The 13,619-nt window shown below is 39.9% G+C and carries 12 protein-coding genes and 1 tRNA gene; 10 read left to right on the top strand and 3 right to left on the bottom strand.

The annotated features are described in order from the left end of the window. Window positions 1-146 precede the first annotated feature (146 nt). The 10 genes from LC115_01300 (at window position 147) to queC (ending at window position 9,975) form a co-directional block, all read left to right on the top strand. Entirely contained in the window at window positions 147-812 is a 666-nt protein-coding gene (locus LC115_01300; GenBank protein ID MCZ2355316.1) for a VTT domain-containing protein, read from the top strand. Window positions 813-818: 6 nt separating this feature from the next. Beyond that, window positions 819-1,805 (top strand): tRNA dihydrouridine synthase DusB, encoded by a 987-nt coding sequence (dusB, locus tag LC115_01295; protein ID MCZ2355315.1) that lies wholly within the window; start codon window positions 819-821, stop codon window positions 1,803-1,805. A gap of 2 nt (window positions 1,806-1,807) precedes the next feature. Further along, window positions 1,808-2,878, top strand: a complete 1,071-nt coding sequence (gene mltG / locus LC115_01290; GenBank protein ID MCZ2355314.1) for an endolytic transglycosylase MltG — start codon at window positions 1,808-1,810, stop codon at window positions 2,876-2,878. Between the two features lie 110 nt (window positions 2,879-2,988). Next, a complete protein-coding gene (locus LC115_01285) occupies window positions 2,989-3,339 on the top strand; it encodes a carboxypeptidase-like regulatory domain-containing protein (GenBank protein MCZ2355313.1) in 351 nt (116 codons plus the stop codon). A gap of 190 nt (window positions 3,340-3,529) precedes the next feature. Beyond that, window positions 3,530-5,935 carry a 3-hydroxyacyl-CoA dehydrogenase/enoyl-CoA hydratase family protein gene (locus tag LC115_01280; protein MCZ2355312.1) on the top strand — a complete coding sequence of 802 codons (2,406 nt, stop codon included), beginning with the start codon at window positions 3,530-3,532 and terminating at the stop codon, window positions 5,933-5,935. 4 nt (window positions 5,936-5,939) lie between these two features. Next, on the top strand, window positions 5,940-7,115 hold the full coding sequence (locus tag LC115_01275) for an acetyl-CoA C-acyltransferase (GenBank protein ID MCZ2355311.1): 1,176 nt from the start codon (window positions 5,940-5,942) through the stop codon (window positions 7,113-7,115). Between the two features lie 69 nt (window positions 7,116-7,184). After that, on the top strand, window positions 7,185-7,847 hold the full coding sequence (locus LC115_01270; GenBank protein MCZ2355310.1) for a phospholipase: 663 nt from the start codon (window positions 7,185-7,187) through the stop codon (window positions 7,845-7,847). A gap of 209 nt (window positions 7,848-8,056) precedes the next feature. Then, window positions 8,057-8,761 (top strand): DivIVA domain-containing protein, encoded by a 705-nt coding sequence (locus LC115_01265; protein MCZ2355309.1) that lies wholly within the window; start codon window positions 8,057-8,059, stop codon window positions 8,759-8,761. Further along, window positions 8,758-9,294 carry a dCTP deaminase gene (gene dcd / locus LC115_01260; protein ID MCZ2355308.1) on the top strand — a complete coding sequence of 179 codons (537 nt, stop codon included), beginning with the start codon at window positions 8,758-8,760 and terminating at the stop codon, window positions 9,292-9,294. The genes LC115_01265 and dcd overlap by 4 nt, the downstream gene beginning before the upstream one ends. Before the next feature lie 12 nt (window positions 9,295-9,306). Beyond that, window positions 9,307-9,975 (top strand): 7-cyano-7-deazaguanine synthase QueC, encoded by a 669-nt coding sequence (queC, locus tag LC115_01255; GenBank protein MCZ2355307.1) that lies wholly within the window; start codon window positions 9,307-9,309, stop codon window positions 9,973-9,975. Window positions 9,976-10,011: 36 nt separating this feature from the next. Here the strand turns inward: queC and LC115_01250 are convergent. The 3 genes from LC115_01250 to LC115_01240 form a co-directional block, all read right to left on the bottom strand. Beyond that, window positions 10,012-10,085: transfer RNA gene (locus LC115_01250), tRNA-Ala, on the bottom strand. Window positions 10,086-10,190: 105 nt separating this feature from the next. After that, entirely contained in the window at window positions 10,191-11,585 is a 1,395-nt protein-coding gene (gene lpdA, locus LC115_01245; GenBank protein MCZ2355306.1) for a dihydrolipoyl dehydrogenase, read from the bottom strand. 297 nt (window positions 11,586-11,882) lie between these two features. Then, on the bottom strand, window positions 11,883-13,619 hold a 1,737-nt coding region (locus LC115_01240), incomplete at its 5' end, for a fibronectin type III domain-containing protein (protein ID MCZ2355305.1).

Below are 13,619 nucleotides of genomic sequence, written 5' to 3'. Positions count from 1 at the left end.
ATGTTTTCAACATTCATACAGCTAAATTAATGATATCCTTGCGTAACATCAGTAAGTAACTATTTTTCAACACTTCTAAAATAGGGAACTATTATCTACTTAAAACTTGTTAATTTTGCCAATCAACCAAAAAATGCCTGCACTTAATGACGGGGGCTGAATTTATTGAATTTATACAGCGTTTATTTCACCCGGAAACAATTATTCATTTAGGTGGTTTAACATTACTTTCATTAGTAGTGTTTGCCGAGACAGGCTTAATGATTGGTTTTTTTTTACCGGGTGATTCCTTGCTATTTACAGCCGGGCTTTTGTGCGCTACTGGGTTTTTTGATACTTCTATTTACAATTTACTGATATTTGTAACCCTCGCTGCTGTTTTTGGGGATTCTGTGGGATACTACTTCGGAAAGAAAATGGGTGAAAAGTTATTCACCAAAAAAGAATCATGGCTCTTTAAGCCGGAGTATGTAACTATCACTAAGCGTTTTTATGAAAAATATGGTGGAAAAGCACTGGTTTTAGGGCGTTTTTTGCCAATTGTACGAACCTTTGCACCCGTTTTAGCCGGAGTAGTAAAGTTACAGTATAGACGTTTTGTTGTTTTTAATGTTTCGGGAGCTGTTTTATGGGTTTTTTCACTCACTTTAACCGGATATTTTCTGGGCGTTTTAGTTCCCGAAATTCGGCAATATTTAGAACACATCATCATATCCTTAATTATCATTACCGCGATACCCGTTATCCGAACCTATCTAAAAGAACGTAAAGAACAAAAAAATCAACATAAAACGCCGGATTCTTCTCAGTAAGCTGTTATGGTTCGTTTAGGTAATATTAACTTAGGTGAATTTCCACTTCTTTTAGCTCCTATGGAAGACGTTAGTGATCCTCCTTTCCGGCAGATTTGCAGACAGTTAGGAGCAGACGTTGTTATTACGGAGTTTATATCTTCGGAAGGTTTGGTGCGCGATGCGGCTAAAAGTATCCACAAATTAGATGTTTTTGAAGCAGAACGCCCCGTAGGTATTCAGCTTTTTGGAGGCGACATCGAAGTAATGCAAAATGCCGCCAAGTTAGTAGAGCAAGCTAATCCAGATTTTATTGACATCAACTTTGGTTGCCCAGTCAAAAAAGTCGTTTGTAAAGGTGCCGGAGCAGCTATCCTTAAAGACGTTGCTAAAATGGTACAAATGACCCGCAAAATTGTAGAAAACACAGAACTGCCCGTTACCGTAAAAACCCGATTAGGCTGGGACGAAAACAGTATCAATATCGTTGAAGTAGCTCTTAAACTACAAGAAGCTGGTATAAAAGGACTTACAATACACGCCCGTACCAGAAGCCAGTTATACAAGGGCATTGCCGATTGGTCTTGGATTCAAAAAGTAACAGAACACCCCGATATTGAAATCCCAATTTTTGGTAATGGCGACATTAATTCACCGGCAGTAGCCCTCGAAAGAAAAAATAACTATGGAGTTAGTGGCATCATGATTGGGCGTGCCGCAATAGGTTATCCTTGGATTTTCCAAGAAATCAGCCATTATTTAAAGACCGGAGAACTACTCCCCGCACCTAACCTACCCGACCGCGTGCGTATATGCGCTGCTCATCTATCTGCCTCAATCGCCTGGAAAGGTGAAAAAACAGGAATCTATGAAATGAGAAGGCATTATGCAAACTATTTCAAGGCAATACCTAACCTCAAAGAAATTCGCTCCAAATTATGCACCGCCACAAGTGCTAATGAAATTTTTGAACTGATCCAAACTATCCAAACTAACCAGCTAATTTCTGAATAAAAATGTCAAAAATACCTGTTTTTCAATTAATTAAGAATTTATGGCAACGAAAATCTGTCCGAATCTTTACCGGAATATCGGGCGGGCTGTGTGCTATCATGTTGGTTTTTTTATATTTAATCTGTTTTAGCCCCAATATTCGTTCTGAAAAACCAGTTTACTTTTATATATCCAGAGGCAGTAGTTTTGAGCAGGTTGTGGAAAAACTAACCCACGAAAAACTCATTCGCAGCGAACAAAAGTTTCGCCAAGTTTCCGATTGGCTAAGCTACACCCACACGGTAAAGTCAGGAAAGTATAAGCTGATGCCGGATATGAGCACATGGAGTTTAGTGCGGCTTCTGCGATCCGGAAAGCAAGAACCCGTTAAAATTCACTTTGAAAATGCCCGAACAAAAACGGAACTGGCAGAACAACTCGATGAAATGCTGGATTTACATAGAGATGAACTCCTGACATTATTAGAAGATAAACCACTTTTAGACTCATTAGGCTTTAATTCTCAAACGGTTATTAGTTTATTTATTCCGAATACCTATGAAGTTTATTGGGATATTGAGCCAATGTATTTAATAGAAAAAATGTATGCTTACTACAAACAATTTTGGGATAATGGCCGGAAAAGCAAGGCAGCTTCCATCCCCTTAACGCCCCAAGAAGTCAGCACCTTAGCCTCTATTGTGCAGGCAGAAAGCTACCAAACAAAAGAACGGCCTACTATTGCCGGAGTTTATATCAACCGTATCAGAACCAATATGCCTTTACAAGCAGACCCAACCGTTGTTTTTGCGTGGAATGACTTTACCATTAACAGAGTGCTAAACAGTCATTTAACTATTGATTCTCCGTACAATACTTATCGGCATAAAGGATTACCTCCCGGCCCTATAAATTGCCCTTCTATCAATGCTATTGACGCTGTTCTAAACTATGAAAAACATAACTATCTTTATTTCTGTGCAAAAGAGGATTTTAGCGGGTATCATAATTACGCCACTAATTATCAAGACCATTTAACCTTAGCCGCTCGTTATCAGCAAGCACTGAATAAAGCCAAAAAGAAAAAAAAATAGCTTCTATCTATTAGAAAATCATTTCTCTACGCATAAGTGCATAATTTGTTTAGTAGTTGTGCATTATCATGACAAATAGGCCACTAATTTTGTAGTATAATTCATTTGCTATGCTAAACAATATCAACACGTTGATTTTGGGCGTTCTACTTTCTATTTCTTCAATAGTTTATGGGCAGCGGGGAAAGGTATCGTTAAAAATTTCGGATAACTCAGGGAATCCGATTCCGTATGCACAGGTTCATGTAGCACGTAACAGTATTTCAGGAAGTGCTAACAAACAAGGAATTTGTAATCTCCAACTTCCCAAAGGGAATTGGAATGTTTCAGTTATACATCCGGAATATTTAAGTTCCCAAAAACGTATTGCCGTTAAAGAAGGGCAAGAAATCAATCTAATAGTTATGTTAGAGAGGCGGGAATCCCCACCGGAAACCCTCATTAACAGCAAAAAGAACTGATAATCAGTTTATTCCACTTAACTAATATATGTTGGTGGGTTTATTCCGGTAACTTATTACAAGTAATTTGTGGTTAATTTCTGGGGAGATTTTATTTTAAAATTTAAAAAAATAAAATTGGTGTTAGATACACAGGTTTTTCTAATTTCGTAACCGAGTTTCATAATTTAAACGCGCATTAATAAAGAGTATGAATCGTAGTATTCGAAAGGTGGCGGTATTAGGCTCAGGGATTATGGGTTCTCGAATAGCCTGCCATTTCGCCAATATTGGCGCAGAGGTTATTTTATTAGACATAGCCCCTCGTGAACTAACCCCAGAAGAAGCTGCCAAAGGGCTTTCCTTAGAAAGCCCTGCTGTACGTAACCGTATAGTAAACTCCTCACTTGACACCGCCGTCAAGTCTAATCCATCCCCTATTTACAGCAAGTCTGTATTGGGAAAAATCAAAACCGGAAACTTTGCCGATGATTTACCCAAAATAGCAACCTGTGATTGGGTGATTGAAGTAATCATTGAAAATCTGGAAATCAAGAAAAAACTGTTTGACGATGTAGAGAAGTATCGCAAAGCAGGTTCTTTGATAACCTCAAATACTTCGGGTATTCCGATTCGGATGATGTCTGAAGGTAGAAGTGAAGATTTTCAGAATAACTTTTGTGGTACGCACTTTTTCAACCCGCCGCGCTATTTGCGGTTGTTAGAAATCATCCCCGGCCCTAAAACAGACCCTGCCGTCATCGAATTTTTGATGCACTATGGCGATGTTTTTCTAGGAAAAAAAACCGTTTTGTGCAAAGATACTCCCGCATTTATAGCCAATAGAGTAGGAATTTACTCCATTATGGCACTGTTTCATTTGGTAAAAAATCGGGACATTACCATCGAAGAAGTAGATAAACTAACCGGCCCCATTATCGGAAGGCCCAAATCAGCTACTTTCCGCACCTGTGATTTGGTAGGTTTAGATACCGCCGTTAAGGTAGCCAAAGGTATTTTTGATAACTGCCCAAATGATGAGCGCAGAGAACTCTTTGAACTGCCAGACTATATTTCCCAAATGGTCGCTAATAATATGCACGGCGACAAAACCGGACAAGGATTTTACAAAAAATCCAAAGGTCCTAACGGAGAACGGCAAATCTTGGGTCTCGATTTAAAAACACTGCAGTATCGTCCGGAGCAAAAAAGTAAATATCCTGTTTTTGACGAGCTGAAAAAATATGATGATATTCCCGGCCGCCTAAAAGTACTTGCGCAAGCTAATGATAAGTTTGGCGACCTATTCCGCCATTCTTTTTATGGCGTTTTTGCTTACGTTTCTAACCGTATTCCGGAAATTGCCGATGACTTATACAAAATTGACTGGGGTATGAATGCCGGATTTGGCTGGGATCTCGGCCCTTTTCAAGTGTGGGACATCCTCGGCGTAGCCGAAACCGTAGCCAACATGGAAAAAGAAGGCTACATACCCGCACCTTGGATTAAAGAAATGCTCACAGCCGGAAATACATCATTTTACAAAATAAACAACGGCAGTAAACAATATTATGACGTAACATCTAAATCCTACAAAACCATACACGGTTCAGAAGGTTTTATCTTACTCGATAATCTAAGAGATACAAATGTAATTTGGAAAAATGTAGGTACTTCCTTGTTTGACTTAGGAGATGGTATCCTAAACTTAGAGTTCCAGACCAAAATGAACAGCATTGGTGCAGAAGTTATCGAAGGAGTTCATAAAGCCATTGATTTAGCCGAAAAAGAATATCGCGGTTTAGTGATTGGTAATGACGGTGTAAATTTCTCCGTAGGAGCTAACTTACTGATGATTTATATGTTAGCTGTGGAGCAAGATTGGGATGAGTTGGCTATGGCTGTAAAGACTTTCCAGAATACCTGTATGCGGTTACGTTATTCAAGTATTCCGGTAGTAGTAGCTCCGCATGGCTTTACCTTTGGAGGGGGCTGTGAGATGAGTTTGCATGCAGACAGCATCGTGGCAGCCGCCGAAACTTATATGGGTTTAGTAGAGTTTGGCGTTGGCGTAATCCCCGGAGGCGGGGGCACCAAAGAACTTACCCTCAGAGCTTCTGATTCTTTTTTTGAAGGCGACCCAGAGTTCCCTACCTTACGAAAGCAGTTTTTAACTATTGGAACAGCTAAGGTTTCTACCTCTGCCGCCGAAGCATTTGACATTGGCTTTATGCGTTCCGGAAAAGATAGAATCATCTTGAACCAAGAGCGCGTTATTGCAGAAGCCAAAAAAACGGCACTTCAATTAGCCGAAGCCGGATATACTCAACCTGCTTCACGTAAGGACATTAAAGTACTCGGAAAATCCGCACTCGGTATGATTTATGCCGGTGCTTATGCCATGTTTGCCGGAAATTATATGTCAGAACACGACAAACTTATTGCAGAAAAACTCGGTTGGGTAATGTGCGGAGGCGATTTATCCAGCCCTACCTTAGTATCCGAACAATACCTATTAGACTTAGAATGTGAAGCATTCCTAAGCCTCTGCGGAGAAAAGAAAACCTTAGAGAGAATTCAATACATGTTACAAACTGGTAAACCACTTAGAAATTAAACACATGAACGCATATATTGTAGCGGGGTTTCGTACCGCAGTAGGTAAAGCCCCACGAGGATTATTCCGTTTTGTTCGCCCTGACGATTTAGCAACAGATGTTATCAAACACTTAGTTGCTTCTCTACCTACCTTTGATCCTTCTCGTGTAGAAGACTTGATTGTAGGGAATGCTATGCCGGAGGCAGAGCAGGGGTTAAATATGGCGCGTATGATTGCCTTAATGTCATTAGGTCAATCATTACCCGGAATGATTGTGAACCGCTATTGTGCCTCCGGCCTTGAGTGCATAGCTATTGCATCCGCTAAAATCCATGCTGGATTAGCCGATTGTATTATTGCCGGCGGCTCAGAGTCTATGTCCTTAGTTCCCGTTGGTGGATACAAGGTCGTTCCACATCCGGGAGTTGCCCAAGAGCACCCTGATTGGTATTTCGGCATGGGCTTAACAGCAGAAGCCGTTGCCCAACGCTTTAATGTTTCCCGCGAAGATGCAGATACTTTCTCCTATAACTCCCACATGAAAGCTATCAAAGCTCAATCTGATGGAGTTTTTAAGTCAGGGATTGTTTCCATAACAGTTAAGGAAGCCTACCTTGACGAAAACATGAAACGTAAAACACGGGAATACGTTGTTGATACCGATGAAGGTCCTCGGGCAGATACAACCTTAGATAGGTTAGCTAAATTAAAGCCCGTTTTTGCTGCCAATGGCATTGTTACTGCTGGAAATTCCTCCCAAACTTCTGACGGTGCTGCATTCGTAATGGTCGTTTCTGAAAAGATTCTGAAAGAATTTAACTTAAAGCCATTAGCACGAATGGTAGGCTATGCTGTTGCCGGCGTAGAACCACGCATCATGGGAATAGGCCCTGTAGCAGCTATTCCATTAGCACTGAAAAATGCTAACCTTAAACAAAACGATATTGACCTCATCGAACTAAACGAAGCCTTTGCTGTTCAGTCACTTGCGTGTATTAGGGAGCTAAATCTTGATGAAAGCAAAGTCAATATTAATGGAGGAGCTGTTGCCTTAGGGCATCCATTAGGTTGTTCTGGTGCTAAACTAACGGTTCAATTACTAAACGACCTTCGCCGGTTAAATAAAAAATACGGTATGGTGTCTGCCTGCGTTGGGGGTGGACAAGGTATCGCCGGGATATATGAAATCCTGAATTAACGGTTTTGTTACAACTATTTTTGGCAGACAAGGAACCCCTTGTCTGCCAAATTTTTAGTAATCTATTCAATGGATATTCAAGAAAATAGTCTTACCATTAGCCGCGCTGCCCGATATTTTACCTTAGGAACGTTACAAGATACCACAACCGATATTTGGTTTGTAATTCACGGATATGGCCAGTTAGCTGCCTATTTTATCCGAAATTTTGAGCCAATTTGTACCGAAAATACTTTTATTGTGGCTCCCGAAGGGTTATCTCGATTTTATATTGATGCCAAATATGATAGAGTTGGTGCCTCTTGGATGACTAAGGAAAATAGATTAAAAGAAATACACGATAATCATGCTTTTTTTGATACATTATTACAAAAAATACGGGAAGAAGTTAAAAGCAGCAATTATCGGTTAAATTTTTTAGGTTTTTCACAAGGGTCAGCTACCCTCTGGCGCTGGGTTTCTACGTTAGATATAGCCATTAATTATCTTATTTTTTGGGGTGGGAATATTCCTTTAGACGCTGTACCGACAGACCAAATTCGGCAAGCACGTATTCTTTTTGCTTACGGAAAAGATGACCCGATAATACAACAAAACCCCACTCTTTTTGGCGGCCAAAAAGAGCTTATAGAAAATTTACACCTTCACCCAATCATTTATGAGTACGAAGGCGTACACAATATTCCGGCAAAAAAGCTCCAAGAAGCTATTGAATTATTAGAACATTCTTAGCTATTTTACTTGTATTAAATAACTTGGCAGTACACAAATCAAGATTAGCTCCAAACGCCGTTTTGTGTGTTCGTGGATAAAACTATTTCTTTTTTTATTCGTATAAATACTTAAAAAATTAGTTATCCTTTAACTTTGTAGGCTGTTTGAAAAACACCAGCAAAATTTTTAAGCGTAATATCTCTGCATCATTAATGCACCGTTAGTCCATGATTAATTCCATTGAAATAAAGCAACATTCTTTTAATAAATCTCTTCGTGGCTTTGATACAGACGAGGTAAAGGCTTATTTGAATAGTTTATCTGTAGAATTTGAGAAACTACAAGATGAAAACAGGCGGTTAAAAGCAGAATTGGATAAGACAAAAGTGGAGTTATCCAAGACTCTGGAGCAGCTATCTCGATTCCATGAGTTAGAGGCAATCATGCACAAAACACTACAGCAGGCAGAGCAAACTGCCCGTTCTACTCAGGAAACAGCAGAAAAAAGTGCATTCGCTAAGATAAAGGAGGCCGAACACAAAGCACAAGATCTTATTCAGCAAGCCTACCGAGAACGTACAAAGTTGGAATATGAACTGAACGAACTCACCTATCGCAAAACAGACTTAACCCAGCAAATGCGGCTGTTCTTAAATGCCCAATCAGAACGATTAACCCAATTTGAACAAACAATTACCACAGGCACAGCCTTTTCTCATACGGAAATTCCTAAAACAAACACACCTTCACTTCCAATAATTACAGAACCTATCCCTGAAATCACAAATAAAGTTCCTGAAAATAAACCAATTGAAATAATTAAGACAACTAATATAACTGTTTCCACTCCCTCAACATCATTCTTTGAGGCTTCATTAAATACTTCAACCAAAAGCGGTTCGCTTTCCGCCGAAATCGCAGACGAACTATGATATTATCAGATACAGAGATTCTAAACCATATTAAAAACGGAAATATCGTTATTGAGCCATTTTCGATAGCGTATCTGGGAAGTAATTCTTATGATATTCATTTGGGTAATTGCTTGGGAATATATGAATCTCCCATTTTAGATGCCAAAAAGCACAACAAAATCAAAGAGCTCTCAATCCCCGATGATGGGATTATTTTGCTCCCCAATGAATTATATCTTGGTGTTACACAGGAATATACAGAAACACATATTCACGTTCCTTTTTTGGAAGGAAAAAGCAGTATTGGTCGTTTAGGGATAGACATACACGCTACTGCCGGAAAAGGCGATGTGGGTTTTTGTAACTATTGGACATTGGAAATATCGGTAACAAAGCCGGTACGTGTGTATGCAGGAATGCCTATTGGACAACTAATTTATTTTGAAGTAAGTGGTGAGGTTTTGAACAAATATTCCCATAAAGATAACGCTAAATATACCCATAAGAACAACAAACCCGTTGAATCTATGATGTGGAAAAACAAGTGGTAACTAACTTGCTGCATGAAAGACAGAGCTAAAGCAGCCGTTGTGTTATTCAGTGGTGGCCAAGATTCTACTACGTGTTTATACTGGGCAAAAAAAAAATACAACCAAGTAATTGCTATCCAGTTTGACTATGAACAGCGCCATAAAATAGAACTGACACAGGGAAAATACATTACGCAAATAGCCGGTATTCAAAATGTTATATTGCCAATTAATACCTTTAAGGCATTAAATAATAATTCCCTTGTTAATGAAAGCTTGGCTATCGTTTCTGAAACTAAAACGCAGTTACCGAACACCTTTGTTCCCGGGAGAAATTTGTTATTTTTAACTTTAGCGGCTGCTTGGGCATATTCACACAATATTTTTACTATCATAGGTGGGATGAGTGAAGCAGATTATTCCGGCTATCCCGATTGCCGGCTTGGCTTTATACAGTCGGCACAGCAAAGTATTTCGTTAGCCTTAGACACTGACTTTGCAATAGAAACGCCGCTTATGTTTCTCACAAAAGCTCAGGTTTGGAAGTTTTCTCAGGAGTTAGGTTGTTTAGATATTATTAAAGACCACACGCATACTTGCTACTACGGAGATAGAGTGCATTTTTGGGAATGGGGATTTGGCTGTGGAGAATGCCCTGCTTGTATTTTACGTGCGAAAGGGTATCAAGAAGCATTTGGTTGAAACTAAAAAAGGCAGTTTAACAACTGCCTTTTTTAGTGGAGAATATCGGAGTCGAACCGATGGCCTCTACAATGCCATTGTAGCGCTCTAGCCAACTGAGCTAATTCCCCAAATAAGTGCGCAAAGATACAACTTTTTAGTATTAAAAACTGAATTAATTATCTAAAAATATAACTTATTGATTCTAAGGAAGATTAATTATGTTAAATATCTGCTTAGATATGAATTACTTCTCCAAAAGCGTGTGCCGTTGCTTCCATAATAGCTTCGGATAAGGTTGGGTGCGGGTGAACTGCTTTTAAGATTTCATAACCTGTTGTTTCTAATTTACGGGCGACCACTATTTCTGCTATCATTTCCGTTACATTAGAGCCTATCATGTGGGTTCCCAAGAGTTCTCCGTATTTGGCATCATAAATAATTTTGACAAATCCTTCATTTTTGCCTGCTGCGGTAGCTTTACCGGAGGCGGAAAATGGGAACTTCCCGATTTTTAGTTGGTATCCGGCTTCTTTGGCTGCTTTTTCGGTTAATCCTACGGATGCAATCTCTGGTTGGCAATAGGTACAGCCCGGGATGTTCCCATAGTCAAGTGGCTGCGGATGATGTCCGGCTATGTTTTCTACGCAAATTATACCTTCTGCAGAAGCTACGTGAGCCAAAGCAGGGCCGGATGTTATATCTCCAATGGCATAAATGCCCGGTACAGACGTTTTGTAAAAAGAATCTACAATAACTTTTCCTTTTTCTACTTTAACGCCAACAGATTCTAATCCAAGACCTTCTACATTTGTAACGATTCCTACGGCAGAGAGTAATATATCAGCATCTATTGTTTTTTCGCCTTCTTTAGATTTTAAGGTTGCCCGCACACCGTTGGCTATTTTTTCTACTTTGGTTACCTCTGTGCTCGTTAAAACATCAATACCTTTAGCTTTAAAAGAACGAGCTAATTGTTGGCTAACTTCATGGTCTTCAACGGGAACAATATTTTCTAAGTATTCAACAAGAGTTACTTTGGTGCCGATGGTGCTGTAAAAAAAGGCAAATTCTGTTCCGATGGCACCGGAGCCTACTACAATCATAGACTTTGGTAACGTGGGTAATGTCATTGCCTCACGGTAGCCGATAATTGTTTTTCCGTCAATAGGCATAGCTGGAAGTGAGCGTGCCCGTGCGCCGGTGGCCAAAATAATGTGTTTGGCAGAATATACGCTTTTCTTTCCGTCATGTCCCTGAACCTCTACTTGGCCGTTACCAATGAGTTTAGCTGTGCCCATGATGGCATCAACTTTATTTTTTTTGAATAAAAACTTGATGCCGTTGTTCATTTTATCAGCTACTTGACGGCTTCGTTTAATCATTGCTTCAAAGTTTGCAACGGGTTTTTCGGCGGTAACGCCATATTCTTGGGCGTGATTTACATAATCATAAACTTCGGCACTTTTAAGTAGTGCTTTGGTGGGAATGCAGCCCCAATTTAGGCAAATTCCGCCTAAATTTTCTTTTTCGATACAACCTACTTTCAAACCTAACTGAGCTGCTCGAATTGAGGCAACGTATCCACCTGGGCCTGCGCCAATTACTAAAACATCATATTGAACAGACATACGATTTTTTCTTTGGGCACAAAGGTAGGCATTTTTACCAATTCACCAACAAAACGTGAAGCCTATTGGCGATGGAGGAGCAAATCTCTGCGCCTATTTCCCAGCCTAAAATTAATCAGTTATTGGTTAAGAATTTCATTCACTTTGTCTAAGAATTGCTTTGATGCCTTAATTGCAATAATGCTCCAGCAACGAAACCATCATTTTTATATTTTCTGAACTACAATCGTTATTATACCCAAAAAGGGGCTGCCTAATAAAAAGGCAGCCCCTTTTTGGGTATAGGAATAAGTTAAATTATTCTTTTACGATTTTGACAACCCTACGAACGTCTCCGCAAGAAATCTCAACCATATAAATTCCGGTTTCTAAATCAGAAACAGAAATTTCTCGAACAATAGAACCTGTCGTTACTGTTTCTTGGTAACGTTTTACGGTAACGCCCAGAATATTAACAAAAGAAACTTCCAATTTAGAATCTATTTCGGGCATAGCAGTTATGACCAAAATATCGTGCATTGGGTTTGGATACGCAGAAATATCAGAAACAAAATCATCTGTTTTTGAAACATTCGTGGTAAATGAACCCATTGCTGCATAACCGGTAAATGCACCTGTGTTGCAGAAAGTTTTAACTTTTACTTCGTAAGTTGTATTGGCAGATAATCCGGTTAAGGTGGCAGAATTGGTCATTGCTACTTTAAATAGCCAAATACCGCCCGTTTTTCTATAATTAACATAGAAGCTATCGGCAATAGAGGCAGCGTCCCAAGTGATAGTCGCTTGGTTATTGGTAACACCGGAAGCTACTAAGTTACTTGCCGGAACACAAGCCATGGCGGTTGTAAAGTTAGGTCCAGATACCCTGGGTAGCGGTGTTCCATTGCAATACACAGCTATTTTCCACTCATAAGCTTGGTTATCTGGTTTTAGCTTAAAGATACGAATAGAATCTATGTCTGTCCAAACACGTCTTTGCCAATTGACAGCTCCTACTAAGCGGAAGTAGGTAACAACAGAATCCGGAGTTGTATAAGGAGGGCCAGTAGGCAAGTCCCAATCCAAAGTTGCAGAATAGGCACTTAGATTAACAACTCGTAGATTTGTGGGCGTTGGGCAGGTATTGCAAACTCCTAAGGATACGGTTACAGTATCTGAATTTACGCAGTTGGTATTAAATGATAATACTGTTAAGATATAATCTCCTTCTGCTAAGTTATCTACATTTGGAATAGTTGGATTTTGGTCATTAGAGCTGAATCCGTTAGGGCCGCTCCACATAAAGCCGGAATTTAGTATATCGTCAGTCCAGCCAGTTAGCATGAGTGTTCCGCCGGCACATACAGCGTTAGCAGAGGCATTTACTTGTGGAAGAGGATTCCAAATAGCACTGGCTGTTCCTGATGGTGTTCCTAAGCAGAAGGCATCAGTAACCCTCATAATTGTCCAGTTTCCGGGCTGTGATGGTGTAACCTGCTGGGAGTTAGTGGTGATATTGTTAATTGTATCATTTTTACTACCATTAGTTAAGATAACATTCCAAGGGGATGTTCCAGTAAAGTTAAGATCTACTTGCGGAAGTGGATCTCCGGTACAAACTGCACCGCCACCGGAAATAGTTGCTGTTGGGTTATCACAAATTGCGGTAACCGTAACTGTAAAGTTTCCTTCAGCACCGGGGTTAGACCAAATACGCATATAAATATCCGTATTTAATGGGAAGCCATAAATAGTATCTCTTGCAGGTACCGGGCTATAGCACACTCCTAAATCTACGGCATTACAGTCCATAGAAAAGTTTGCTTCAATAGTTCCGCTTTGAACACTATACTGAATATCAAGTGCTACATTATCACCGGCGTTAATTTTGTACCAAACATCGTTCTTAGTACCGTACATATCACAACTTGCAGTGGGATTTGCACCTGGAGAAGCATTGATTGTCGTTCCGGCTTGTGGAACTCCCAAAGTTAATGGGATAGCATTGATACACTGGTCGTTTGGTGGTGGAACGGGGCATGGTGTGGTCTCAAA

Source organism: Bacteroidia bacterium, from assembly GCA_026932145.1.
In the GTDB taxonomy this organism is placed as follows: Bacteria; Bacteroidota; Bacteroidia; order J057; family JAIXKT01; genus JAIXKT01.
Note: the sequence above shows the minus strand (reverse complement) of the source record. Positions and strands in the feature narration are given on the sequence as shown.